Origin of the sequence: Niallia sp. XMNu-256 (assembly GCF_036670015.1) — a bacterium.
Classification (GTDB): domain Bacteria; phylum Bacillota; class Bacilli; order Bacillales; family Cytobacillaceae; genus Bacillus_BD.
Genome location: NZ_CP137636.1, coordinates 1808017 through 1834829 on the forward strand (window position 1 = coordinate 1808017; position 26813 = coordinate 1834829).

The 26813-nt window shown below is 35.0% G+C and carries 27 protein-coding genes; 23 read left to right on the plus strand and 4 right to left on the minus strand.

From position 1 onward, the window contains the following. Positions 1-36: 36 nt before the first annotated feature. From R4Z10_RS09180 to R4Z10_RS09200, 5 genes are all read left to right on the plus strand, one after another. Complete coding sequence (locus R4Z10_RS09180) at positions 37-462, plus strand: MaoC family dehydratase (protein WP_338472870.1); 426 nt, start codon at positions 37-39, stop codon at positions 460-462. Positions 463-727: 265 nt separating this feature from the next. After that, positions 728-1282, plus strand: a complete 555-nt coding sequence (locus tag R4Z10_RS09185) for a hypothetical protein (protein ID WP_338472871.1) — start codon at positions 728-730, stop codon at positions 1280-1282. Between the two features lie 296 nt (positions 1283-1578). Beyond that, positions 1579-2091 carry a hypothetical protein gene (locus R4Z10_RS09190; RefSeq protein WP_338472872.1) on the plus strand — a complete coding sequence of 171 codons (513 nt, stop codon included), beginning with the start codon at positions 1579-1581 and terminating at the stop codon, positions 2089-2091. A 65-nt stretch (positions 2092-2156) separates the two neighbouring features. Next, positions 2157-2726 (plus strand): phosphoglycerate mutase family protein, encoded by a 570-nt coding sequence (locus tag R4Z10_RS09195; RefSeq protein ID WP_338472873.1) that lies wholly within the window; start codon positions 2157-2159, stop codon positions 2724-2726. A gap of 401 nt (positions 2727-3127) precedes the next feature. Further along, the gene (locus tag R4Z10_RS09200; RefSeq protein WP_338472874.1) at positions 3128-3610 is read left to right on the plus strand and encodes a GAF domain-containing protein; all 483 of its coding nucleotides are present in this window, start codon (positions 3128-3130) and stop codon (positions 3608-3610) included. 174 nt (positions 3611-3784) lie between these two features. Here the strand turns inward: R4Z10_RS09200 and R4Z10_RS09205 are convergent, their stop codons facing one another. Then, the gene (locus tag R4Z10_RS09205) at positions 3785-4177 is read right to left on the minus strand and encodes a hypothetical protein (protein WP_338472875.1); all 393 of its coding nucleotides are present in this window, start codon (positions 4175-4177) and stop codon (positions 3785-3787) included. A gap of 444 nt (positions 4178-4621) precedes the next feature. Here R4Z10_RS09205 and R4Z10_RS09210 point away from each other — a divergent pair, with 444 nt between their 5' ends. The 6 genes from R4Z10_RS09210 (at position 4622) to R4Z10_RS09235 (ending at position 10698) form a co-directional block, all read left to right on the plus strand. Then, positions 4622-5071, plus strand: coding sequence for a GNAT family N-acetyltransferase (locus R4Z10_RS09210; RefSeq protein ID WP_338472876.1), 450 nt, complete (start codon positions 4622-4624; stop codon positions 5069-5071). A 386-nt stretch (positions 5072-5457) separates the two neighbouring features. Then, positions 5458-6120, plus strand: coding sequence for a DNA alkylation repair protein (locus R4Z10_RS09215; RefSeq protein ID WP_338472877.1), 663 nt, complete (start codon positions 5458-5460; stop codon positions 6118-6120). 425 nt (positions 6121-6545) lie between these two features. Beyond that, a complete protein-coding gene (locus R4Z10_RS09220; protein WP_338472878.1) occupies positions 6546-7253 on the plus strand; it encodes a polysaccharide deacetylase family protein in 708 nt (235 codons plus the stop codon). A 315-nt stretch (positions 7254-7568) separates the two neighbouring features. After that, positions 7569-7823, plus strand: a complete 255-nt coding sequence (locus tag R4Z10_RS09225; RefSeq protein ID WP_338472879.1) for a hypothetical protein — start codon at positions 7569-7571, stop codon at positions 7821-7823. A 379-nt stretch (positions 7824-8202) separates the two neighbouring features. Continuing rightward, positions 8203-10311: an MMPL family transporter gene (locus R4Z10_RS09230; protein WP_338472880.1), complete on the plus strand. Its 2109-nt coding sequence runs from the start codon at positions 8203-8205 to the stop codon at positions 10309-10311. 165 nt (positions 10312-10476) lie between these two features. Further along, positions 10477-10698, plus strand: a complete 222-nt coding sequence (locus tag R4Z10_RS09235; RefSeq protein WP_338472881.1) for a hypothetical protein — start codon at positions 10477-10479, stop codon at positions 10696-10698. Positions 10699-11320: 622 nt separating this feature from the next. Here the strand turns inward: R4Z10_RS09235 and R4Z10_RS09240 are convergent. Continuing rightward, positions 11321-11812 carry a hypothetical protein gene (locus R4Z10_RS09240; RefSeq protein WP_338472882.1) on the minus strand — a complete coding sequence of 164 codons (492 nt, stop codon included), beginning with the start codon at positions 11810-11812 and terminating at the stop codon, positions 11321-11323. Between the two features lie 304 nt (positions 11813-12116). Between R4Z10_RS09240 and R4Z10_RS09245 the strand changes: the two genes are divergently transcribed. Beyond that, complete coding sequence (locus R4Z10_RS09245) at positions 12117-12989, plus strand: hypothetical protein (protein WP_338472883.1); 873 nt, start codon at positions 12117-12119, stop codon at positions 12987-12989. Positions 12990-13211: 222 nt separating this feature from the next. Here R4Z10_RS09245 and R4Z10_RS09250 read toward each other — a convergent pair whose 3' ends face one another. Beyond that, a complete protein-coding gene (locus R4Z10_RS09250) occupies positions 13212-14465 on the minus strand; it encodes a nodulation protein NfeD (RefSeq protein WP_338472884.1) in 1254 nt (417 codons plus the stop codon). Between the two features lie 492 nt (positions 14466-14957). Between R4Z10_RS09250 and R4Z10_RS09255 the strand changes: the two genes are divergently transcribed. The 10 genes from R4Z10_RS09255 to R4Z10_RS09300 all read left to right on the plus strand — a co-directional run bounded on the left by R4Z10_RS09255 (position 14958) and on the right by R4Z10_RS09300 (position 24438). After that, a complete protein-coding gene (locus R4Z10_RS09255; RefSeq protein ID WP_338472885.1) occupies positions 14958-15146 on the plus strand; it encodes a hypothetical protein in 189 nt (62 codons plus the stop codon). 623 nt (positions 15147-15769) lie between these two features. Continuing rightward, positions 15770-16141, plus strand: a complete 372-nt coding sequence (locus tag R4Z10_RS09260) for a hypothetical protein (protein ID WP_338472886.1) — start codon at positions 15770-15772, stop codon at positions 16139-16141. Between the two features lie 47 nt (positions 16142-16188). After that, the gene (locus tag R4Z10_RS09265) at positions 16189-17214 is read left to right on the plus strand and encodes a hypothetical protein (protein WP_338472887.1); all 1026 of its coding nucleotides are present in this window, start codon (positions 16189-16191) and stop codon (positions 17212-17214) included. 571 nt (positions 17215-17785) lie between these two features. Beyond that, the gene (locus R4Z10_RS09270) at positions 17786-18568 is read left to right on the plus strand and encodes an aldo/keto reductase (protein ID WP_338473204.1); all 783 of its coding nucleotides are present in this window, start codon (positions 17786-17788) and stop codon (positions 18566-18568) included. 575 nt (positions 18569-19143) lie between these two features. Further along, positions 19144-20682, plus strand: a complete 1539-nt coding sequence (locus tag R4Z10_RS09275; protein ID WP_338472888.1) for a GNAT family N-acetyltransferase — start codon at positions 19144-19146, stop codon at positions 20680-20682. 357 nt (positions 20683-21039) lie between these two features. Next, on the plus strand, positions 21040-21189 hold the full coding sequence (locus tag R4Z10_RS09280) for a hypothetical protein (protein ID WP_338472889.1): 150 nt from the start codon (positions 21040-21042) through the stop codon (positions 21187-21189). 139 nt (positions 21190-21328) lie between these two features. After that, positions 21329-22717, plus strand: a complete 1389-nt coding sequence (gene fumC / locus R4Z10_RS09285) for a class II fumarate hydratase (RefSeq protein ID WP_338472890.1) — start codon at positions 21329-21331, stop codon at positions 22715-22717. A gap of 201 nt (positions 22718-22918) precedes the next feature. Continuing rightward, a complete protein-coding gene (locus R4Z10_RS09290; protein WP_338472891.1) occupies positions 22919-23131 on the plus strand; it encodes a hypothetical protein in 213 nt (70 codons plus the stop codon). Between the two features lie 99 nt (positions 23132-23230). Then, positions 23231-23686: a hypothetical protein gene (locus R4Z10_RS09295; RefSeq protein WP_338472892.1), complete on the plus strand. Its 456-nt coding sequence runs from the start codon at positions 23231-23233 to the stop codon at positions 23684-23686. 539 nt (positions 23687-24225) lie between these two features. Continuing rightward, the gene (locus R4Z10_RS09300) at positions 24226-24438 is read left to right on the plus strand and encodes a hypothetical protein (RefSeq protein WP_338472893.1); all 213 of its coding nucleotides are present in this window, start codon (positions 24226-24228) and stop codon (positions 24436-24438) included. Positions 24439-24766: 328 nt separating this feature from the next. Here the strand turns inward: R4Z10_RS09300 and R4Z10_RS09305 are convergent, their stop codons facing one another. Then, a complete protein-coding gene (locus R4Z10_RS09305) occupies positions 24767-25681 on the minus strand; it encodes a VOC family protein (RefSeq protein ID WP_338472894.1) in 915 nt (304 codons plus the stop codon). Between the two features lie 204 nt (positions 25682-25885). Between R4Z10_RS09305 and R4Z10_RS09310 the strand changes: the two genes are divergently transcribed. Next, entirely contained in the window at positions 25886-26800 is a 915-nt protein-coding gene (locus tag R4Z10_RS09310; RefSeq protein WP_338472895.1) for a LysR family transcriptional regulator, read from the plus strand. Positions 26801-26813 lie beyond the last annotated feature (13 nt).

A 26813-nucleotide genomic window follows, 5' to 3' on the forward strand; every position in this document is an offset into this window, starting at 1 on the left:
AGCGGAAGTAGTTAAATAATAAATAGAGGTGTAAACGTGAAGTTAGATGAATTTGCAATTGGACAGGTGTTCGAAACGAAATCATACAAATTAACAAAAGAGGATATTATGAAGTTTGCAGGTGAATTTGATCCTCAATATATGCATGTAGATGAGGAAAAAGCTAATCAGGGAAGATTTAATGGAATTATTGCCTCTGGAATCCATACGTTAGCGATTTCATTTAAGCTTTGGGTTGAAGAAGGTAAATATGGCGAGGATGTGATTGCTGGAACACGAATGAATAATCTTAAGTTTGTAAAGCCAGTATATCCTGGAGATGAATTACATCTCATTGTTGAGGTTGTTGATAAGAAAGCAGCAAAACATGAAACGGGTATCCTTACGGTATTGTTATCTACTTTTAATGATAAGGAAGAAAAAGTTTTTGAAGGTGAATTATCCGTGTTGATCAAACGATAAAGGGTTATTTGTGGTATTCTTGTTTAATAGTAGGGCTTTATCCAAAAGGGATGGAGGCTCTTTTTTTGTTGTAAGTATTGCATGAACGGGTGCGATAACGTAAGTTCAGGGCTGTCATTTTGGAAACTCTTTATTGAACTAAAGGAGAGTTTAGTGGAATAAATGAGATTCAAATTTTTTCGTATAAGAAATATAGGTTTCTATTAAAAGCTATAAAAGGGTGAGTAAAATCAGATCCATTTTTAAAACATCAACCGTATTATTTATGATTATTTTTTTAGTTGGATGTTCTGCATGGAATGAACCTTCTGTTGGATTAACAAATAAGTCTGTGGATATTCACATTGCTGATAAGGATATACAGCATTTAGACGCATCTAATCAAATAGAGGAAAGTTTCTCAACCGTTTCTCTAAGATATAATTTTTCGATAAAAAACACAGGCTCTCAAACGGTTGGTGGAATAGAAGAGCCTAATCCAGAGACATTTGAAATGGATGATGGCTTAAAATATACAATTGAGCCCAGTGAAGAACTATTAAAACTGACAATTGAACTTTTTGGATTTAATATTTTTGATGAATCGGAAAGAGTAGCAAATAATCTTGGTATGGGTAAGTCTATTATTCCGATGCTTAAAGCGGGGGAAGTTGGAGATAATGTTTTAGATTTTGATTTAGGTGTCAAAGAACAAACAGACCAATATATGACAGCACCATCAATGGATTTATTAAATACTTTAAAAGAAAATGCATTAAATTCCACTTTAATAGTATCAGTAAAAGATAGAGAAATAGCACGCTTTAAACTAAATGAATAACTATAAAATGAGAAGTAGTTCACTAATTACTAATTTGTGGTCCTTCATTTACGGCTGCCCCTCTATCCCGCCGTGTTTCATCATAATTTTAATACCCTCATGTAAATATAGAAATCTTTGACTACCTCAGACCGAGGCTGATTAAATATTTTTGAATTTCTGCTTCTTTACCATTTATAACTTGTTATGTTTTATAGAGCATTTATATTTCCTTTTTGTTTTAGGTTGTTTCGTAATACTTGTTGTTTTTTTTAAAAATAATATTTTAAGTTTTAATAATTTATGGAGGTTTATTTATGCAAAAATATAGTTACACGATACCAGTGGTGAAGGGGGTAAAAAAGGAATTCAAAATAAATGACGAAAAAGGCGTATCCAAAGCTAAAATACAAAGATATTATCCTAATTTGCTAAATATATTAACGGAGATATTTTTAACAGGTTGGGAGGTTAATATAAAGGCTATACAAGACGATAAAGAATATCTAATTAAAGAGCATTTTCGTTGGACAAAAAATGAGTGGTCAATTTTAGAAAACGACTCAGAAATAGGAACCTTAACTGACATTAAGAAAATTGAATTTGGTGATACGAAAGAATTTTCTATTCAAGGTAAAAAATATTACTATCTGGATAAGCCGCTACAAACCCAAACTTCAATTCAAGATGAAGACAACAATGTTATTGCAATTATTGATTATAAACTATTTGACTTATCTCGAAAAAAGGAAATAGTCGTGTATAATAATGAAATCGTACTCTCTTTGTTGGTATGCATTGACTATGTTTCAACTCTAAAGAAGAAATGATACTTTAGAGTTTTTATAGTTAATAGAAAAATATACTTTTAACTAAATAGTATAGGAGACTCTCTATGGAAATCTCATTGATTAGACATGGTAAATCCAAGTTTACTGAAAATCGTCTAATAACATGCAAAGAGTTTAAAAACTGGGTTGAAAAATATGATTATAATGGGGTTTTGGAAGAAAACTCTTACCCATCAGAAACGCTTGAAAAAATGGCAACAGCAAATATTGTGATAACAAGTGATTTGAAAAGGTCGATCGAGTCAGCAAAGTTATTGAATCCTAATTTCAAAGCAGTTTCAATCCCTTTGTTTCGCGAAACAGAGTTACCTTCTCCTTTAATAAAATTTTGGGGAATTAAATTAAATCCGAGTGTTTGGGCAGTGATTTTAAGATGCTTATGGTTTGGCGGTTATTCAAGTGGTTGCGAGTCTTTTAGTAATGCAAAAGATAGGGCAGAAAAGGCATCCAGATTATTAGTTGAATATGCTAAAGAACATGATACCGTAGTATTGGTTGGGCATGGATTCTTTAATATATTGATCGCTAAGGAACTACAAAAAATGGGTTGGAAGGGTAAAAGAAAAACAAGCTCTAAGCACTGGGTTTGCACTACATATTCTTTATTCAGCTAACGGAGGTGTTTCTTCAACAGGAAGAGACACTTTTTTGACTAATGTAAAGTCGTAATTTAGGATTTCTGATTACGGCTTTTTTCTTATTTAAAGGGAAGAGTTGTTGGAGAGTGTAGTTTCTCTATAGATGAATCTTCTTAGTTGACGTCTCTCATGCTGATCGTTTAGAATACTCCAAATGAGTATTTCAAAACATTGTCCAAGTTTTTCTAGTTTATTCAACGCTTGTTCAATTACTTGGAGGCAAAGAGAAACTAAATGTTTGAAGGCTTTTTTTAGTTAAAGAGTTGTTTCTTTGCACTCTTCTCATTCAATAAATGATTTGTTTTTTCTTTAAAACTTTCAACAGTTATCGTAAGATTAGAAAGAATATTATAATGATCAATTAGGTGGGGAATTGGATGTTTAATAGTGTGAACTATTCAGAGTCAATAGAAAAAAATTACGAACTTGTTATTAAGCAATTAAAAGCGCTGCTCGATGGGGAAGATGATTTAATTGCTAACTTATCAAATGCTTCTGCTTTATTAAACCAATTTTTATCAGATATTAATTGGGTTGGATTTTATTTAACAAAAGAAAACAACCAACTCGTATTGGGCCCTTTCCAAGGTTTACCCGCTTGTGTAAGAATTCCTTTTGGTCGTGGCGTTTGCGGTACAGCTGCGGCTAATAACGAAACATTACGAATTGCTGATGTCCATCAATTCCCTGGGCATATCGCATGTGATGCAGCATCGAATTCAGAGATTGTTATTCCTTTAGTGAAAAATGACGAGGTTATCGGTGTATTAGATATTGATAGCCCACTGAAAGACCGTTTTAGTGAGACAGATGAAAAGTATTTAAAGCAATTCGTTGATGTGTTAGTAGAATATATTTAAGAACAAAAGCTCGAGCGCCTAGTATCATGAAAATTTGTTGCTTAAAACTACTTTGCATGTATTTTAGTACATGCAACTTGATGCGGTATAAGAAAATGCGGATTAAGGAAACCCTAATACTAAAAAGCCTAATTCCTCGGTATTAAAACTGAGAAACTAGGCTTTTTAATTGCATTAAAGCTCCTTCTTTTGCTGTGCTGGAGAGTAGTATCTTAGCTTTTCCTTGGCTGTAGTAGGGTTTAAAATCTGATGCGCTTTTGAGTTTAGACCTATATAACAAGCCACTCCCATAAATATTAAAGGGGATCCAAAGAAGACAGACAAAATGATTAAATCTGATATGCTTATTTCATTTGGATTCGGTCCAGCTAATAATTGGTTTGGAATGGAAAACGGAATACTTACCATTATTATTACAATTCCAATACCAAGTGTTCTTACTGCTTTTGCAAACATAACCCTATTTTTATTTTCGATTAAATAGAAAAAACCTCCGAAAATAATTAGTAAAATTCCTAAAGTACAACCAATTGTAGTAACAGTTAGCCCAATTTTCTCCAACGGCATTTTTCACACCCTATTTTTATTTTAGTTTTATTTTTTGTTTATAACATTAGAATAACGAGTTTATAGAATAAGATGATATATTTTTAAGGAATTATAGCACAAAGAACATAAACATAGTGATAGAATTTTGAATGAGCAACATACCAATTTTTTCCTTTTTGTTTCTATAGTTTCTGATTTAAAATTACAGATAAGAGATTAGTTTAAGGAAACTAGTTATTCAATTAGCGGGGGTAAGAGTTGAAAAATCAAGCTGCTACGGCAATCCTTTTTTTTTGTATTAACGGTGCCGGATAGTGGAGGAATTGTCTTTAGCCTTTATTCTACATTTGGGCCATCTTCTTGAATAACAGTTAGATTGTATAGAGGAAAAATTATCAATAAATGTACTTAAACTATATAGCGGTTTTTTGGAAGAAGAAAATAGCAGAATGAGGGGTTCCCTTGATTAAAAAAATTGACATTAATAATAGTAAAAACGCTGAAGATGTTCTAAACATTCAAATGCCATCATATAAGGTAGAGGCAGAAATAATTGGTTCATATGAAATACCACCATTAAGGGATACAGTTTATACTTTGCAACATTGCAGAGAAACTTTCTTTGGTTATTATGAAAATGATGTATTATGCGGAGTAATATCTATAAAAATAGACGACTATGATGTTGATATACATAGGTTAATCGTACATCCAAACCATTTTAGAAAAGGAATTGCGCAGTTGCTATTAAATTTCATTGAAACTAAGTGCCAGATAGAAACAATAAAAGTAGCGACAGGTTCTAAAAATATTCCAGCAGTTCGTTTTTATAAAAAGAATGGATTTCGAAATATTAAAGAGGTCATTGTAAATGAGCAACTATCCTTAACCTTTTTTGAAAAGAAATTATGAAGTTCTTATTGAAGTAAGAGGAGCGTTAATCCAAAATGAATAACGCTCTTTTTTGTTGGAGTTATTATACTAACGGGCAGCAGGACTGACATCCACCTCATGGAAAGGGTGAACGAATGAATTTTGTCGCAAAGACTATGTGAGATATGTGGAGATCTAACAGTACTAGAACCATTTAAGGAAGTAAATGTTTTTATTATATTAATGAAGGTTGCTCTTCTATTATAGATGGAGAAAGCTTTATTACGATATATGATACAATAATAAAAAAGGTAAACTTTGGAGACACACCCCTGCAATAAGACTTATAACGAAATTAAGTTCTTGATCTATCCCATTAAGGACATAACTATGAAACCGTGCTTTAATAAAAGGAGTTCTATAAAATGAGTGAAAATAAAGGTACAGAAATAACACGCTCTTCAAAAGCAGAAAACATTCTACTTCAGATCAATAGTAAAACTAAGCTAGGCGACTTACGAAAAATCGCGAAGGACATAAAAAAAGATCACGAACTAGCTATGGAACTTTGGTCAACCGAAGAGTTTTTGCCAAGACTATTAGCCATCTTAATTATGGATAAAAAACTTCTCTCACAAGATGTGCTAAATAAACTTGATAAGGATATGCAGACTCACACTTATGATGAGCGGAATAACTTAATGGATTGGTTAATGGCTAATCAGCTCACCAAAGACAAAAAGACAATTGCATTAATGGAGTCATGGGAAAATAGCCCTTCTGCTCTTCAAAGGCGAGCTTTCTGGTATTATCAAGCGCGATTAAGATGGACAGGAAAAACACCGCCTGATAACACCGCAGACTTACTAGCTGCAATAGAAGCTAATATTACGCAGGAGGAACCGGAAGTTCAATGGGCTATGAATTTCACTGCAGGCTGGATAGGCGTTTATGATGAAGAGAATCGTACACGTTGTATTAAACTAGGTGAGAAAACGGGTCTTTACAAAGATGAAATAGTTTCAAAAGGATGTACTCCCAGCTATTTACCGGAGTTTATTACGATTGAAGTCAACAAACGACATTAGTCATCTTTGAAAAAATTATTAAGGTTTAAGCAATAAATGAAGAGATTCCAAACCTCAATATGAAAATTGTAATAGGCTTGGACCGAAACATAATGAAAACAACGCGTTATGGCAGCTAGTTAGTAAATATGCAAGGAAGATGGAAATGATTAACTCACTTTCTCTTTTTGATCTTTAGGGCGCACGCTTACCTTTTAGAAGAACAACTTTCCAGCTGCATAATACAACGATACTATTCAATAGAAAAAGATCTTCCACGATCGGGCGAGATTGTGGAAGTTTATCCAGCTAAAGGGGCAATACTCAAGATGGAAGTATGGCTATTCTTTTTGAAGTAAAGGATTAATTTAACAAAAAATATAGATGATTCTTTGGTGTAGTCACATTATGAGGAATTGAAATTCAAAAGGGGAAAATTACAACTCATGAAAAAGAAAGCAATATTCATTGGTACAGTCATTTTAATCGTTTTTCTATTATTATTTGGTACTTATAAATTGATGAATTCGAGAACGTTTCAATTATTCGGTGGATTAACAAATAAAGTGGAAACGAACCAGAAAGTAGTTGCCTTAACTTTTGATGATGGTCCAACCGAGAATGTAGATGACATTCTCGCATTGTTAAAAGAATATGAGATAAAAGCTACTTTTTTTCTAATTGGAAATGAAATTGAAAAAAATCCGGAAGAAGCAAAAAAAATAGTCAACGAAGGTCATCAAATTGGAAATCATACTTATTCACACCAACGTATGATTTTTAAATCACCGTCTTTTGTAAAAAAAGAAGTTGAAAAAACAGACGATTTAATTCAAAACCTTGGTTATAAAGGGGAAATAGACTTTCGACCACCAAATGGAAAAAAGATTGTAGGACTACCTTATTATTTATCTAAGCATAACAAAGATACGATAACGTGGAATCTCGAACCAGATACTTTTTATAATGAAGCTTCCGAGAAGATTGAATATGTTAACGAAAATGTTTCACCAGGTTCAATTATTTTAATGCATCCCATGTACGATAAGACGGGTGAAGGGTTAAAAGCCATCAAAGGAATCATACAATCATTATCAAGACAAGGATATGATTTTGTAACTGTCAATGAACTTCAGGAATTACAAGTTAAATAGTATAGATGATTTGTTTAAATAATGGCTGCGATAGCAAAAAAGAGCAACGCTGATACAATCTGCGTTGCTCATTACATTTTAGATATACTTAATAAGAAAACTCCTTCATAAGGTTTTGCGGTATCAGATAATAACATATCAGTACACTCCCAAAAATATTATTTACAATATCATTTCCGGAAAGTTGAATAGTATAAAAATTTTAAAATATTTGGGATAGTTGAATGGAGGTTAATGTTAAAATATAAATATGTTACTAATCTAACGAAGCGGTTTAATGGAAGAGACAGAATCTTTTTTAAGGGGATTGGAATGTTGAACAAAACAATATTAATTTTTGTAAATGTGATTACTGGACTATTTGTTACTATTTCTAGTGTTCTTGGATATGGCTTTAGTGGGATTGGGGAAGGTTCTACTAATGACTTCACAATCTTAATTTGGTTTTTTATTTGGGTGATCGGTTTATTTTTACAATTCAAATTAAAAACTAGGATAATTGGATTAATTATTACTCTCATTCCAGTTGCATTTTTCTTTTACGTTTATATTGCAGCTATAATGATGTAATTAAATTTTTGAATAGTTGAAATTTATCTAAAGGGTGTTTTTAAGTTACCCCAAATGATAATAAGCTGAAAATATACAACTTTTACACATTCATTAAATATTTCCAGCTTTTTTATATTCAAAAAACAAACTGCTATTTTCTTAATACACTAAGATAGAAAACTAAAAGTCAATTATACCGGGTACAGTCAATAAGTAAGTGTAAAGCTATAACAATAATTAACGAATAAAAAGTACGAGATAATCTCTTCAAATGACATTGAAGAGTTTTTTCATGGCCAAGAGTTTTTCAAGAATTATATTTTAATATTTCGGCTATTTTGTTGTATCCATCAGACTAGGTTGATTGATATGATTGTAGTAGAAAGGAAGTGAAGCCGTGTTTAAACTTAAGAAAACAATTGCCATGATTTGGATCATTTTAACCGTCATTATGGGGTATTTTGCCTTTCAGCTGCCTAGCATTTTAACAGGCAGTGGATTTGAAATGGAGGGGAGTTATGCCGAAACCCAAAAAATATTAGAGGAGGAGTTTGATCAATCGGCCAATTCTATCATTCTCTTGTTTGAAAAAGATCAAGATGCTTCAGCCTCTGATTTTGAAAGCTTCATTGATAAAACGATACATAAGAATGTTGTAATCAATCGCAACGATCCATCACCTGCTGTATTTAAAGGGAACTATGCCTATGTGACCATTCAGTCCGACGATCAAACCGATTTAAATGAATTAAAAGCCGCATTGCCTAACCACAAAGGTTTTTCCGTTTCATTAACAGGAGGATCGATTATTGAAGATGAAATGAGTAAAAAATCTCAGGAAGATTTAGCGAATGCTGAGATGATCGGCCTCCCCATTGCCATGATCATTCTACTTTTAGCATTTGGTGGTCTAGTGGCAGCTAGTATTCCGCTTTTAATTGGGGTTGTAGCAGTCGTAATCACAATGGGTGTCGTTTACTTCTTAGGTCATTCTATCAATTTATCCATATTTGTATTAAACGTAGTACCAATGATCGGTTTAGCTCTTAGCATTGACTTTGCTTTATTGTACATCAATCGTTTTCGAGAGGAATTAAGCCATCATTCTGTCGAACAAGCGATAAAAATAACAAACCGGACAGCCGGCCGTTCAATTGGTTTTTCTGGATTATGTGTCGCACTTGGATTATCCGGAATGCTCGTGTTTCAGGTTGATATTTTCAAATCTGTTGCTATTGGGGGAATCGCAGTCGTAGTGGTTTCTGTTCTTTCAGCTTTAACGTTTTTGCCGGCGATTTTATCCATTCTTGGGCACCGAATTAATAAAGCCATGATCCTTAAAAGAAAGGATAACGACCAATCATGGTGGAGAAATTTTGCTACTTTTGTGATGAAACGTCCATTGGTCATGTCACTTGCAACACTTGCCATTCTTACGATGGCTATTTTACCAGTTAAAGATATGGAATTAGAAATCCCCGATGCATCTGCCTTACCAGCTACTAGTGAAGCAAGAATCGCCTATGAAAAATTTGAAGAAACGTTTGTACCGAGTGATCAATCAACTGTCACTTTCATCGTCGAGACAGAGGATTCTCTTTTAGCAGAAAACTCTCTTTCTAGTGTGGAAAGCTTTATTTCGAAATTAGAAAAAGAAAAACTTGTCGATAAAATCGATTCGATCTTTACCGCTTCAGGAGATGTAACATCTCAACAATTTTATGCGATGTTGCAAAATCCACAAATAAAAAGTGGACTGGAACCCGTACTGGATACATTAACAACCGAAGATAAAACGATTCTGTATGTAACCATCAACGCCCCAGCTTCATCAGAGGATGCAAAGGACTGGGTAAGAGAGATAGAATCCACTGACATGCCATTGAATTTTACAATGGGGGGATATCCTAAGTTTAATCAGGAAATATTCGATGAGGTATACGATAAAATCCCATTAGGACTTTCCATTATTCTTGGTTCCACATTTATTATTTTACTAGTTGCTTTTCAATCAATTTTAATTCCATTGAAAGCCATATTAATGAACATGTTCTCATTAGGTGCTGCTTTTGGAATTGTCGTTTGGATTTTCCAAGAAGGCCATTTTGGGATTGACCCCTCGTTAATTGGGTTGATGATTCCTATTATTGCCTTTGCTGTCGTTTTTGGTTTAAGCATGGATTACGAAGTATTTTTAATTTCGCGTATCCATGAGGAATACTTGAGGACAAGGGATAATAACTTTGCCACTTTGGAGGGACTTACGATCACAAGTAAAGTGATAACCGCTGCAGCCGCAATCATGATTGTAGTAACCGGGGCATTCGCTTTCACTGAAATTGTTCCCGTTAAGCAAATTGGTATCGCCGTCGCCCTTTCGATTTTTATCGATGCTACACTTGTCAGAATGATCCTAGTCCCATCATTAATGAAATTACTAGGCGACTGGAATTGGTGGCTGCCCTTTAGAAAAAGAAAGAGAGTGGAGAAAAATCCTGGGCAGTAGAACCAGGATTTTTTTTTAGACAGGGAGGGGCATGAACTTGCCCCCAATAATAAAGGTATTAGAATTCCCTTTTTAAAGAGGATTTTTTAATTTCAAACAATTTAGATAAAGTGGTTTCAGCTCTATAAAATAGTGGTAATAAAAGCCAAAAGGGAGGTGTATCATATGTCTCAAGCACAATTTGATGACTTTCAAGATCAGAGAAATGAAAAAGATGAATTTGTAGCGGTATTCAAAGATAAAGACAACCATGTGATCGATGGAATTGAAATTAAAACATCAGAACAGGATATTTATTCAATCAACGATGTGGCCACTAAACATGCACAGGACTTAATGGCTGAAAGAGGCATGAGTGAAGTAGAAGTTGAAATCCGTAAGAAATAGATAGTTCTAACAAGATGGATCATAAGAGAGAACATTTCTCCTCTCTTATGATCCATCAATTACTGCAAAATTTTTCTTCTTTATCTTCTTGAATATCTTCTCACTTACCAACTGATGTAGAGCTACAAACATTATATACCGAAGCAGCCATTCGATGGACGCTCCAGTTTTGTCCATATAACTCAGTACGTCCATTTTAAACTCTAAAGAATATTTTCTATAAGTTTCCTCATTCAACCCTTTTACACCATGTAATCCAAAACTTTTTACCTAACGATGTAATACTGTTTTAGCTATATGAACTTTTTAGCAGTAACTCTATTAGCATCAGATTCATTTATGTAATATTGAACAGCTGCTCGTTGAGTTTCAAATGAATATTTTTTAGTCATAAAAACTGCATCTCCAATTGTTAGTTGGTCTAACAATTAGGGTGCAGTTCACGAATTGAATGGTGCCTCACCCGTTATAAATGCCTTATGTGAAATAATAACGTTTAATAGGCGTTATGAAGAAATAAGAGCGGTTCATGTTGGGGTAGGGTAGAATAAAAGACTAAGAGTGTCAAATGCATTCTTTTTCAGTGGCTTCGTGTACCGTCCCCATGTTTCTCCCAATGCTACTAGCACAAAACAATGATTCTATTGGGAGTGGTTTGGGCTGGAATGCTAAATGTGGAAAAACTATATTCAACTAGTAGGTTTCGGTTTGCAGGATACAATGTGAAGGGTTGATTGTTTTGCAATAATATTGGAGTATCACGAGAAATATTCAAATGTAGTTGACCATCGCTACTAACTAGCTCGCGATTAAAATAGTCTACCTTTACATTTTGGTAAGGGTTATATTTTGCAACGACGAGGGCTTGATATTGTGGCGGATAAATAAGAATGACAGGAACATTGGCATCGTAAAAACCAGTTACATAATCCCCCACTGAAACGATGACATGGTTTAGAAAATAGGTTGTTGGACTAATGACAAAGTTCACGATTAAACCATCATTACTTAGTAAGGACATTAATTTAAAGCATCCTCTTCCTTCTTCCTCTGCACCTGTAGGATAATCCTGAATCAATGTAACCCTGCCAGAAGACGAACCATATTTCCTCATCTTTTTCCCTCCATTATGATCAATCATAAATGTCATTCAATCCTATGAAATTCAAGAATCGAGGAACGTATATTATTGGTCCTTATAAATTTTATGATGTAAGGAATGAGATATGACCGTGACAAGGTTCTAAATAACAGTTCAGGAATTCATGGCTGGGTATCTGACTGCAGACTTTGTATCATGGGTCGGCTGGAGCCTGCTGAAACCTAAAACAGAAGGGTTCCGATAGGACAGCATACTTTAATAAGGGTTTTGTATATTTATGGTAAAATTTATATTAAATTTTATATTTTAGATTAGGGTGATAGCAATAGAAAAATTAGTCATGAAAAAGTGGATGGAATATTCCTCAAACTTGAATTTCGTTGGTGGACAAATAACAAAGGATGGGGTGTTACTGCTAATTGAAAGCAGCTTAAAGGAGATAGATTTTTTTCAACGTCCTATTCCGAAGAACAACTGGACCATTCGAATGATTAAAGGTGAAACGATAGAAACAATTAATTTAAAAAACGTTCCTCTTATACCGAGTGAAGTAGATGTATTTTCCGACGGCTCATTGCTAATTGTACAATCCCGTTGTCGTAAGGATGGTCATTACATTGAAAGAAATGCCAGAAGATACAATAGTAATGGGGAATTAATTGAAGCATTTACACTTGGCGATGGGATAAGCCAGGTTCAAATTGATGAAACCAATACAATTTGGGTAAGTTATTTTGATGAGGGTATTTTTGGTAATTTCGGATGGGAACAGCCTATTGGGAGTGATGGCCTTATTGCCTACACAATGAATGGGAGTAAGTTATGGAGTGCTCGTGATTATGAAATTTGTGATTGCTACGGATTGAATGTTGTAAGTTCAAATGAAGTGTATTTTTACTATTATGACGATTTAAATCTCGTCCAACTAAAGGAAATGAAGGAGTCTATTCGTTATCGGGTTGAAGGGAATGATTCCTTTCAACAATTCATAATTGACCAAGCAGGATTAATTGGTCAAATTGATCTGTATTCACTAAAGCGTTTTCGAATTAGAAATCGTACAATTACTCCAAAAGAAAAATTGCAATTAACAGATACAAACGGCAAACGCATAAATGGACCTGTGTTCATGCGTGGTAAGTTTCTTTATGCTTATGGGAAAGATGGGGTATATACAAGGAGTTTATGAAGAGTTGCACTTAAGTTAAAAGGGTAAGAGTTGGAGAAAAAAGCTGTGGCGATTTAAAAGGTGAAAAATAAACAGGGAATACGATCGAGGGAACTGAATCTAAGCTTGAAATTTGAAATCATTCCCGTTTGCTAATGGAGCAGAAAACCAGCCCCAATGTCCCTATCCTAAATTAATAACGGGGAAGAAGATCATGCATCTTCCCCGTAAGTGTGAGCGAGGTTATATTTCTCTTACGACAATTCGCGAACCTTCAGCCTTTACCACTCTGATTTTGGCTCCTTTACGAATAAAGGCACCTTCACTGACCGCATCGATTCGTTCGTTTTCAACGAGTATGGTTCCAGCTGGACGCATGTCTGTAACCGTATAGCCTTCCATTCCAATTAATTCTAAACGGCTTTTATTCGAGATATAACCGCTTTCTGTATTCGTGGATTCGGTTAACGTGATCTTTTGGAACAGCCGCAACCTTTTCCCAAACACCTTTATTAATAAAATAGATAGGACAATAGAAGCTGTAAAGGCGATGAGAAGAGAGATTCCCATATGAACAGCATTATCAGATGCCATAAACAAACTAGCGATAACGGCTATAAAACCGAGAATCCCCGCAATGCCTCCAGAGATAACAAACTCTAATAGGATGAGACCCAATCCGATGATAAATAAAATTAGTGATTCAAAACCCGTAAGCCCTGCGATGAGATGTCCAAAAAAGAATAGAAGCAGTGCAGACAATCCGATAAATCCTGGAATACCGAAACCTGGTGAGAATAGTTCCATGACAATCCCCACGCTGCCAATCGTCAGTAAGATCGAATAAACAATTGGATTTGTAATAAAGCGGGCAATTTTTTCGGCAAAGCTTACCTCAAGTGGACGTACTTCCGCGTCGGAATAGCCTAGTAGATCGAGCAACTCATCAAAATTATTAACAATTCCTTCCGCATAATTAACTTCTAAAGCCTGCTCAGAGGTTAGTGTTAATAATTTTCCTTTTTCGGCTCCATACTCGGGTAAATCGACACTTTCGTCTGCCATTGCCAATGCATAAATAGGATCCCGATCAGCATGCTTGGCTGCGTTTTTCATTTCGGCAAACCAATAGGATTCTGCTTTCTTTCCAGCTGTATTCCCCTGCACATCAATAATGGCAGCCGATCCCATCGTTCCTCCTTTTACCATATAAATTTCATCCATATTCAGTGAAATATAGGCACCAGCAGATAACGCTTGGTTATTAATAAAAGCAACTGTCTTGATCGGGGTGGAGGTTAGCAACTTGCCAATATCAGCCGCCGCATCTACTGCTCCACCAGGTGTATGAATTTCAAATATAATGGCGTCAGCATGATTTTGTTCAGCCGTTTCAACAGCCCTTTTCAAAAAGGCGTACAATCCCTTTTCCACTGTTTCTTCAATCGGTACAACATAAACAACTTCCCCTTTAGCAGAGCTATCCACGGGAAGCATCATAAATAAAAAGCCCAAGAACAAGCATAGAATGAAAAACAGGCGAATTCGTTTCAAACCTTATCTATCCCTCCTTATATTTAATGGGTAAAACATACGGTAAAATATAGAAAAATGTCCTCCATCAAAAGCAGTATTTTATTACTCTATTCATCTTATTCCCAATAAACCAAACGCTACTACCATCTTATCATATTTATGTTTGAAACTAGATTCCCTCTAGCGATTTCCTTTTGAATAAATCGACTACTTGTGGGAGATCAGGAAAGTGTCTTTCTTCATGAATTGAAGAGTAAATAGGTCGACCTAATAAGTTGGTATTTGTTAAAAGAAAAGAACTTGGAGTTAATTGAAATGAAAAAGTTACAGCACGAAGCAATAAACAAGAGAAGCGTGCAAAAAGGGTGTCAATCATATGTAATACATTAATAATTTCATTATTAAGAAAATAGGTTGTTTATGGAAAAGTATAACGAAAAGGAGTGCTAAAAAGTGAAAAATAAAACGCGAATAATTATTGCCCTGATTGGTAGTTTTCTTGTTTTTGCTATTGGTATGTTTAGAATGCTTACTGAATCACTTTCTCAAGCACCTATGTTTGTAGCCCATGTTTTCGCAATTACTGGTTTTATTGGAATTGTTGCAAACGGAATAATGCTAAGAAAAGCACAATCTAATTAGACAAAATAAACCTAGGTTCCTAAAATGAAACACTTTTTGATTGTTGTAGATAAGTAGTCTAATTCCTCCGGACTAAACGGAGGGATTGGACTTTTTTTGATGAAGTTGACGACATGTGCTGTGAAGCGTGTATAAACTCAGTTGAAAGGAGAGGGTCTATTGGAATAATTCCAACAAAAAAGTAACTTACAGTAAGACCTTTCGGAACATAATAGCCAATCCTCAAATTTCTCTCTTAAAAATAAAGAAGTTGGTGAAAAAACATTTTATCTTTCGCCAACTTCTTTGTCGTTTTATTTCTTAGCGAAAAAGCCAGGCGAAAGGCTAGCCAATCTAAACAACATCCCATGAAGTTGCAAGGAGTCTCCAAACGAAGGACAATTGAATAATTTTTTATTGCTCAATATTTTCTTATCGACAAGTTCAGAATTCCGTACTCCAGATGCTGCTGAATGGATAAGTATTTCTATGTTACTGGGACGATAACCCTTTGTCCCACGAACTTTGTTTGGCATCGTGTTTATGATAGAATTTAAGAAATCTAGTGTAGAAGAGTATAGCAATTAAGCGTGCTATAGCCCTTTTCTATGATGAGCTTTAATCGACTACGAAAGGTAAAATTTATGAAAAAAAATATTGGTTTAGCATTGGCTGTCGTTTTTTGGACATTTGTTGCATTTATGCATGCAGGAATTAACATCTATATTCCGAGCTCTTATATTGCAGTGATGATGTTGACAAATGCGATATTTGCTTTCTTTTCAATCTTTGTTCAGCGTCTAGTCATGGTTTTATATGAAGTAAACGTGTTTGAAGAACCAAAAAGTATTTCTGGATATTTCTCTAAGTATACTGCTATCTTCACATCTGGTGTAAATTATTACGTTCAGGATGTGTTAAGCAGGCTCCCTTTTATATTGAATAAATTAGGGAGTTTACTCTTTTTTGTTTTATTATTTTTAACAGGAGTATTGGTGGGGGGGATTTTTTTCTAATTAATGACACTTAATCATCTACTAAGCTAGTTGGAGGAGAAACGGATATGGAACAAGGCCAAAGGATTCGTATTTCTGCACATGATTTTATAGCAGTTCTTGCTCATTCAGGATCAGTAAAAAGAGCAAAGGAATTTGCCAAAGAAAGTAATTTCTCAAAAAAACAAATACAACAGATAAATAAAACCCATCCAGAAACAAACATCTCGGATTCACTAGGACAAATAGTAAAGACCGTATTAGGAGCCAGCAAAATGATCAAACTTGAAAATAAGGATCAATTCCTGCTGTTTTACCCTAATCAACAAGGGGGAGGAGGCATTCTTGAATATATACATAATGGACATTACGAGTTTACTACGTGTCCTTCATTCAAGGATTTGAATGATGTTATTTGTGAATTTTATGGACTCAACCCTACAGCTGAAGAGGATCCTGTGAAGATTAACATAGAGATATCCAACGATATGTATGATCACCTCCATTACATGAGTCCTGCCGATTTGCATGAAATGATGAATGATGAAAAAATTGAAATCCAAAACCGTCAATTTCTAGGTGATTTTAAAAGAAATAATCAACAAGTTTCCAAGATTGTTTTTAAAAAGAGAACTAACGAAAGAAGTACCATGCAAGAAGATTTGGTGCTGCTTTTTGTTCAGGGTGAGGACTATATTTGGCATCTAGATTACGAAGAATCTATCAATGATCAAATCTTTCTAAGGAGCAATAGTGTAAGTAAGTATATATATGTATTACAGAAGATTTATAATGATTTTTTTCAAGATGAAACCCCCGCTTTGAAGAAAACTTCCAGTAAACCTAAACAAGAGGAAGATCGAATTTCTTTTAAACGAGGATTGTCATTCTTTTGGAAAAGTAATCTAGCGTTATTAATCGTCATTTTATGCTTCAATATCAACAGTTCCAGCTGGAGTGAAAGCGCCGGTAATCTTCTTCTACTATTTGTTCTTCTATGGGAAGCATTCATCATCCTATTATCCCTTATTGCCTGCCTCAAAAGGAAACATGGGGACGGTTCTCGCGTTTCAAAATTTCCTTTTGAAACATGAGTACCGTCCCTTGTTTCACAGATCACCTTTATAACATCATTAGGGAATTGGAAAACGCTGCAAACGAGGTTGATAGAGTCAGAGAAGAGCTTGAAAGACAAAGGCACTAGAGAGAGTAGCTAGGTTAAACGAGAAGTAGGTATATTATTAACTGTATGAATGGGTGATGTAAATGGCGGACAACAAGAGAAAAGATGACAATGGGAAAAAGGGGCATGATGATAATTGGATGCCAGGCTGTGTGGACTTTTTTATAATGCCGATTCAGGTTTTAATTGTAGGATCCCAACTATTAAATCTGGTTTAATCGATAAAGAGGATAAGCTAAATAAAGAGAAACTTCCATCAATCAGTGTTTTTTCCATCCTTCCACTGACTGTCGGTTAGTCAAGCAGAGCCTGATTGTTTTATCTAATGGCTGAAAGTTTACTTTATCGTTTTAAGAAAAAATTAATTCAATGGTATACTTAATTAGAATTAGTTTTTGGAATTACAGATATTTTTAAAATAGGAGACGATTTGATTGGTTAAAAGTTTACAGGATATAACCACCCTACATAATGGAGTAAAAATGCCTTGGTTTGGGCTTGGGGTCTATTTATCTGAAGAAGGACAAGAAACGATCGATGCGGTTAAAGAAGCGATAAAGGCTGGATATCGCAGCATCGATACAGCAGCTTTCTACAGAAATGAGGAAAGCGTTGGACAAGCGATTAAAGAAGTTGAAGTTCCTCGTGAACAATTATTTATCACGACAAAGGTTTGGAACTCCGATCAAGGTTATGATTCTACTCTAGCTGCTTTTAATGAAAGTTTGAAAAAGCTAGATCTAGATTATATTGATTTGTACTTGATTCATTGGCCGGTTAAAGAAAAATATAAGGAAACATGGAAGGCGCTGGAAACTTTATATAAGGAAGGCAAGGTCCGAGCAATTGGGGTTTGTAACTTCCAAATTCATCATTTAGAGGATTTATTAGCAGATGCTGAAATTGCCCCTATGGTGAATCAGGTGGAATGCCATCCTCGATTAACTCAAAAAGAATTACTGAGCTACTGTCAAGAACATCAAATTCAATTAGAAGCATGGTCACCATTGGGTCGTGGCAGAATGCTAGAAGAACCAACATTAAAAGAACTTGCAGCTAAATATAATAAATCAGTTGCCCAAATCATCCTCCGCTGGAATTTACAATGTGGCATTGTGACGATCCCTAAATCCGTCAAAAAACAACGAATCATTGAAAATGCAGATATCTTTGATTTTGAACTAACGAAAGAAGATATGAACACAATCGATTCCATGAATACTAACCACAGAAATGGTCCAGACCCAGATAATTTCAATTTATAATGAAACATAGGGCTGGTTCTGGCCAAGTGTCAATGAAACATGGGGACGGTTCTCGCGTTTCACTTGTTGCCCAATCGTGATATGGGTGAAACATCAGAACCGAACGAGGCCGCTGAAAACTTTATATAAAGAGCGGTTTTAAAATGTATTCAATGAAAGAGTAGCTTATATAACTACTTACTCGATATGTAAATAGTTATATGAGCTTATTGACTTGGTGAATAAACAAATCAAGGACTACAGAATATATTGTACAGTCTTGAAATCATTGAAATGTTTACAGCCAAAACAGCGGACCGTCGCTGAAATGGTTTTGACCGTTGAATGACGAAAAATATAATTTACCAAAAAATGACAGGTTGTTTACCAAATCAAACTTTTGATGAAAAGATAAAAAGCATAGTTTTGAAAACGAAAATGTTCAAGTTGTTATAAACATTTGATTGATTTTCAATAAGGTTCGTCTTCCACAAACGGACCCTTAGAATCAACGGTACCTTGCATTGAACAGCTTTCTGATAAGGTTTGGTACCTTGTAATTCGGGTATAAAGGAATTATTAAAGGAGTGTACATAATGTCAGATAAACTAGATCTTTCTAAATTCGAGAAGAAAATTGAGATACGAAGTATTGAGTATAAAGATATTGATGACATCATCCAGTTACAATCGCTTTGTTTTCCCGGGATGGTTCCTTGGAATAGAGAGCATTTAGAAAGTCACCTTGAGCATTTTCCAGAAGGACAGATTTGTGCTGAATTTGAAGGGAAGATTATTGGCTCTTGTTCAAGTTTAATTGTCAATTTTGATGAGTACGATGATCGACATACTTGGGATGATATTACCGACAATGGATATATCACAAATCATAATCCTGATGGTTATAATTTATACGGAATTGAGGTTATGGTCCATCCGGATTATAGAAGCCTGAAAATAGGTCATCGACTGTATGAAGCACGAAGAGAGCTAGCAAGATTGTTAAATCTAAAAAGCATTATTATTGGTGGGCGTATCCCTAACTATCATAAATATGCAGATGAGATGTCACCCCGCCAATATGTAGACCAAGTGAGACTTCATAAAATTTATGATCCTGTCTTATCCTTTCAGTTATTAAATGAGTTTACCCTTATGAGAATTAATCCAAATTATTTACCGGATGATAAGGCCTCTCGCAAATATGCGACCTTAATGGAATGGAATAATGTTGATTTTCAATCGAAAACAAAGCGGTACTTCAAAACATCCTTCCCCGTTAGAATATGTGTGGTTCAATATAAAATGAAAAAGATTTCATCATTTGAAGAGTTTGCAAAACAGGTGGAGTATTACACAGACGTGGCTTCTGATGCAGGATCTGATTTTGCTGTCTTTCCGGAATTATTTACAACACAACTAATGTCGATTTCAAATGAAAAGATTCCAAGTAAAGCTGTACAGAGCTTGACACTATTTACAGAGGAATATATTAATTTGTTTACCGAGTTAGCGGTGAAATATAATGTAAATATTATTGGTGGTTCGCATTTTGTAGAAGAAAAAGAAAAAATCTATAATATTGCGTATTTATTCCGCAGAGATGGAACAATTGAAAAGCAATATAAGCTTCATATTACACCGAATGAAAGAAAATGGTGGGGCATTAGTCAAGGAGAGACGGTTAAGGTATTTGATACAGATTGCGGGAAAATTGCGATTCAGATTTGTTATGATATCGAATTTCCTGAACTTGCGCGAATTGCAACCGATAAAGGAGCAAATATTATTTTTACGCCGTTTAATACGGAAGATCGCCAAGGCTACCTAAGGGTCCGATATTGTGCACAAGCGAGAGCAGTTGAAAATCAAATTTATACGGTCATTGCCGGAACAGTTGGAAATTTACCAGAAACCGAAAATATGGATATTCAATATGCTCAATCAGCGATTTTTGCACCGTCAGATTTTGAATTTGCTAGGGACGGAATTGTTGGACAATGTAACCCCAATATTGAAATGGTGGTCATTGGCGATGTTGATTTAGAAATTTTACGAAGACAACGCCAAAATGGGACCGTTCGTCAATTAAAGGACCGACGTAAAGATGTTTATACCATTCAATATAAAAAATAAGCATAAGACAGGGTTAGACAGCAAATAAACAAGGGGACGATTCTTAAATGTTTTCCAAATTTTTTATGGTAAATATTAAGGGAACTAGAGATCCGTCCTAATCATTTCATAATGTGGTTGAACGACAAATTTAAGGGATCTGTTCCTAGTGTAGTGTACCCCCAAATCCCATTCGATATTCAATTAGGGGGCGCTATCCTCAAAAAAGGATAGCGCTCATTTTTCATTTAAGGGCCATTTAACGGAGGAAAAATACCAAGGAAAATTGAATACTTTAATTAACTAGATACTAGCTTTGTTTTTGGAGGATAAAAGGTGTAGAAATAAGCGATAAGGATATAAAAGGAGAAAATTATTGTGCCATGGATTGAATTCGCCGCAAAGAAATGTGGTAAGTTCGTATTTGTTCAAAGAAAAAATATGATTGAGGACGAAAAGATAGCAATGGAATACCACAATCAATTAGTCAAGGACATTAAAAGTTCATTCATTGAAGAAAATCAATAGTTTTAAGTGGCTATATTGTAAAGGCATCCTTACTATTAAATGGAATAACTTTATTTAAACTACCATCCATTAGCACGATAGGGGTATGCATGTTTTAGTAAAGTGAGAATGGACAATAGCGGGTGAAGGAGGAAGTGGAATGAACCATAGAATTGAAAAAGATACGCTTGGTGAAATCAAAGTTCCAGTGGATAAGCTATGGGGAGCGCAAACACAGCGCAGCAAAGAAAACTTTCCGATTGGTACTGAAATGATGCCGATTGAAGTCGTTCGGGCATTTGCTATTTTAAAGAAAAGTGCTGCGATCAGCAATCAGAAGCTTGGCAAATTATCAAAAGCGAAAGCGGAGGCGATTGTTCAAGCGGCAGACGAAATAATAGAAGGGAAATGGGATGAACATTTCCCCCTTGTTGTATGGCAAACAGGAAGCGGCACACAATCAAATATGAATGTGAATGAAGTCATTGCAAACCGGGGCAATCAAATCCTTGAAGGCGCAGGAAATAAAGATCGTCTTCATCCTAATGACGATGTCAATATGTCACAAAGCTCCAACGACACCTTTCCAACAGCCCTTCATATTGCAGGGGTTATTGCGATTGAAGACGAGTTGTTGCCTGCGTTAGGAAAATTAAAAGAAACGTTCAAACAAAAAGCCGAACAATTCAAGGATATTATTAAAATTGGCCGTACCCACTTACAAGATGCGACACCGTTAACTTTAGGACAGGAAATAAGCGGGTGGCAGCGTATGCTTGAAAAGGATGGTCAAATGATTCAGGAAAGTGTTCAATATATGAAGGAAATTGCCATCGGCGGCACGGCTGTCGGCACAGGGATTAACGCTCATCCAAAGTTCGGCGATTTAACAGCACAAGAAATTAGCCAGTTTACTGGAAAAATATTTACGTCAGCACCCAACAAATTTCATGCCTTAACCAGCCATGACGAAGTGGTATATACACACGGTGCATTAAAAGCACTTGCGGCAGATTTGATGAAAATTGCCAACGATGTTCGCTGGCTTTCAAGCGGTCCGCGCAGCGGTCTTGGTGAAATTTCGATTCCGGCAAATGAACCGGGAAGCTCAATCATGCCAGGGAAGGTAAATCCAACACAAAGTGAAGCATTAACAATGGTTGTCACCCAAGTCATGGGCAATGATGCAACAATCGGCTTTGCCGCAAGTCAGGGAAATTTTGAGTTAAATGTATTTAAGCCGGTGATCATTTATAATCTTCTCCAGTCAACAAGACTATTGGCAGATTCGATAACCGCCTTTAATGATAAATGCGCTGTCGGCATTGAGCCAATTCATGAAAAAATACAATATAACCTGCAAAATTCGTTAATGCTGGTAACCGCATTAAATCCCCATATCGGCTATGAAAATGCGGCTAAAATTGCGAAACTCGCGCATAAAGAAGGCCTTACATTAAAAGAAGCAGCGTTGAAAACAGGCTTACTGACAGAAGAGCAATTCGATCAATTTGTGGATCCGGCGAAAATGATTGAACCGAAAGAGTAGAACAGAAGTGAAAAACTATATATCCATCTTTAAACAGTCAAAGTGACCACTGTATCGACATTTCTAAGTCTTCGGAGAGGATACAGGGATGTCGAGTTATCAAGTGGGACTTAAATAGAACCATAAAAAGCTGCAACCGCAGCTTTTTATAATTATGGGATTAAAGTGGGCAGGTTGATGTAAGAAGGTTATTATGTATTAATGAATAATAAATTAGTAAAAGCAACAAGTGTTGATGCACATCTTAATTATAAATATGCAGGCTCAGGCCTGTGTACATTGTTGGAAAAATATAAAGAGTACAATACAAACACAGCAATTTGTGGTCATAAACACATCGTATATCGCTTATTATTAAATAAAGTGGGCTACAAAGTTCATTCTGCCTTGGATACTATTGTATTAGCTAATTAGACTGGTTAGAAATTTAGGAAAAAATAAAGTGCCATACGGAAATTATTGTTAAACAAGATTTTAATCCTGTTTCTGTTAAAAGTGCTAAGGAGGATTCATTTGAAAAGAACAATAAAAATAATTATTGTTATCCTAATTGCTATTCTTATATTTTTGGGCGGTTATTTTACTGGTATCAATAATAGGGAGGCCTTAGGGGAAATAAGAATAGGGTATCAAAATAGTGTTAATCCAAATGAAATTGATTACCCTACTATTTTCACAGATACGAAAAATCCAACCATTGTTCACAACTTCATAATGATATACTTACAGAAAGAGAAGATAGAGAAGATGGAGAACGTGGTTATTGATGTGGAAAATCCAGATATTTTTATTTTGGTGCTGAACCCAAAGCTATCGGTTGGGTTAATCGATTCTAGAGTATGGTTCACTAATGAAGGTGCCATAATTGCTGAACGTAGTGGAGAAAGCTGGGACCAAGTAGAATATTTTAAAATTGATGAAATGGACACTAACTATATCAAGGAAATGATTGATTACAAAGAAGGATGACATTCTTTAGACCAAGTAGGGTTAACGGACTTTTGTGGAATTGGTTTGATATTCTTAAGCATTGTCATTGATTATGAATTGTTTAATTTAGTTTACTATTATTAGAATAGTGAAATATTACACTTGAATTTTAAGGTGCGTTGATCCAGGCAGTCAACCGCCTTTCTTGTTAAATTCCTTATTGAACAAACGGGGCAGAATACTTTAACAAAGTGTTTGGGTTTTATGGTATGTTTATATAGTGCGTAGTTTATAAAGGGGAAGAATAAAATTGAGAAAAATGATTAAGTTTTTGCTCTTATCACTATTGGTAATGCTTTTTTAAAATGGGTGTAATTCATTTGACACAAATATAAAGAATGATATTTTTCAATTTAAAGATTCGTTCGTTGGTGATAACAGTACAATAGGAAACATTGCTAATCAAAATATCAGGTGCAGAGCATTTAAACGGTTTTGAACTTAAAACAAATGAAGAACCGTATTGAATAACCTTAATTTATGATTGGATAGGATCAGAGCAAGAGTACAAAAAAACAGTGATATCCAATGCAACAATTTTATTTACATTAGTTAAAAATGTTGATTGGGTAACATTTGATTCCGATATCCGTGAATATACAATTAAGAGAGAAAATCTACAAGAATGGTATGGTAAAGAATTAAGCAAGGTCCAAAACGAGGATGAACTTAGAAAACTTATACAAGAATATTTAGAAGACGAAAACAAAGTTAATCAGTTATTAAAATAACGGGTAATTAAATTTCACAAAAAGCCTGTCTAGTAATCTTTGGCAGCCATTTTATATTTTTACAATCATTAACTGTTTATCTTGTTATTTTATAAGGTACTTGAGTGGTTTCGTATCCCTTTACTACCATTAATCAGGCTTAACAGGCAGGAAGACATTCACCTTTAAATTCTAAAAAGAAGCTAGGTGGGGGATTAACTGCCTGTAAAACTCTGAATGGTGAAATTAGATTTATTTTTTGGCTTTAGCCCTTAATAAATCAATCAGGCTCTGCGTGACTAACCATCAGTGGGGGGAAAGAAAACCCCCATTGATGGAGGTTTTACTTTTATTGATTGACCTTTTCATGATCCTCAATGATCAACTTACCATGTTTCCCCCAACCAGGCTCCGGAGTTCCTCCCCATTCATCAAGTGTGATCTTACTTGGTTCCAAGCGACGTGGTTCCCTTGCTCCTTCTTCCGGGAATTCCTCCATCCCTTGGCTATATTCAAGCGTTAAGCCATCAGGATCAGCAAAGTAAAGGAAAATACTGCTAGATGGATGATGTTTTCCTGGTCCGAAAAGAATGGGAACATTTGCATCATTCAATCGATTCACTTGAATACCAATATCATCAACCCTTTCAGCTTGGTAAGCAAGATGATTCAATTTATTTTCAGAACCTTTCGTAAGGGCAAAGTCATGGTGATAGGGTGAAGGGAACGCTCTTAACCATGCCCATGCCGTTTCTCTACCAGAGAAATCGGATACCCTGAAGTGTAAAGTATTAGTGAAAAAGTCTAATAGCTCATCAAATTTATTTGTTTCATATACAACATGTAAAAATCTAGTGATTCTTGCTTTTTTAGGAACAAATGGTGACCCCATTTGCATCATTTCAACATAGAATTCATAGGTTACGCCTAAATGCGGATCTTTAAATCGCAATGTTCTACCTTGAGCCAAACTTTGTGTTTCTTTTGCGCTTAATTCTACTGGATCTAAACCTTTTTCTGTTAAATAATCGAAAACACCTTGAAATTGATCAGCTTTTTCAAGTTCATAAGCAACTCTCTTCAAACCTGCTTCTTGTGCTTGTTCAAGAATCAAATTATGATGGTCTCTACTGCTTCTTAAGAATACAATTTCACCTTGGCGTTCAACAAATTGCATTCCAACAATATCCTCATAAAACTTAACTGATTTATCAAGATCTGTTACATTTAACACAACATAACCTAATTTTTTATAACGAATCATTTAACCCTCTCCCTTTTGTAATTAAAGATTTATCTGTTTAATTATATTTTCGTAGATTTACAATCATTTGATCGGGTATACAGTTGCAAAGAAGTGTAATGATAACTGCTTCTAAAGTTAATTTACCTTATATAAATGGTATAAACAATTCCGATTAACACGTTATTCATTCCAATATGGAATAAATAGGAGGGGATTTAGATTATGGATATTGAACAATTAAAATATGTAATGGCAGTTGTAAAACATCAACATTTAACGAATGCATCTTATGAAGTCTCGATATCACAGTCTTCATTATCCAAACGCTTAAAAAAAGTGGAAGAAGAACTGGGCGGGGTTCAACTGTTTGATCGCACGACGCGAAACGTTAAACTGACGGCTGCTGGTCAAGAGTTTTCAAAATATGCCAGCCGCATTATTGCCGAATATGAAAATATGATGTCTGCAATGAAGGAATTCACCTTAATTGAACATGGGAGTCTTTCAATAGGTACTATTCCTGTTTATAGCAGTAGGGGACTCATTTCACTTTTTACCTCTTTTCAAAAAAAATATCCAGGAATTCAGTTAGAAATTAAAGAGAAATTGACAAATGAACTGATCGATCTTCTCAAGCAATCAAAATTAGATATGGCTATTATTGCTCTTCCTGTTGATATGAATCCTTTAAATACATTTACAACTTATCCGATGATTGAAGATGAAGTGGTTTTAATTACCCACAAATCTCACCCGTTTGCCAAGAAACGCTCGATTAACCTATCTGAAGCTGCAAATCAAAACTTTATCTTTATAAATCAAGCGAGTACACTGTATCAAATTTGTATGGATGCTTGTAAAAAAGCAGGCTTTACACCCAAAATTACATATGAAAGCAGTCAAATTGATATCATTGCAGGACTAGTTGAAGAGGGATTAGGAGTTTCGTTAATCACATTGCGAGAAGCCAAGTTTTCTAACCAAACCGATATTGCCATAGTACGACTAGAGACAACGGTTAAGCACACAACTGCTCTTGCCATCCGTAGCCGATTAAATCAATCAAATGCAATGAAGGCATTCGTTAAACACTCTTTAGAATGGAGTGAAACTGAAGATAAGTACTTAGAAAAATAATTGCACGTCACGC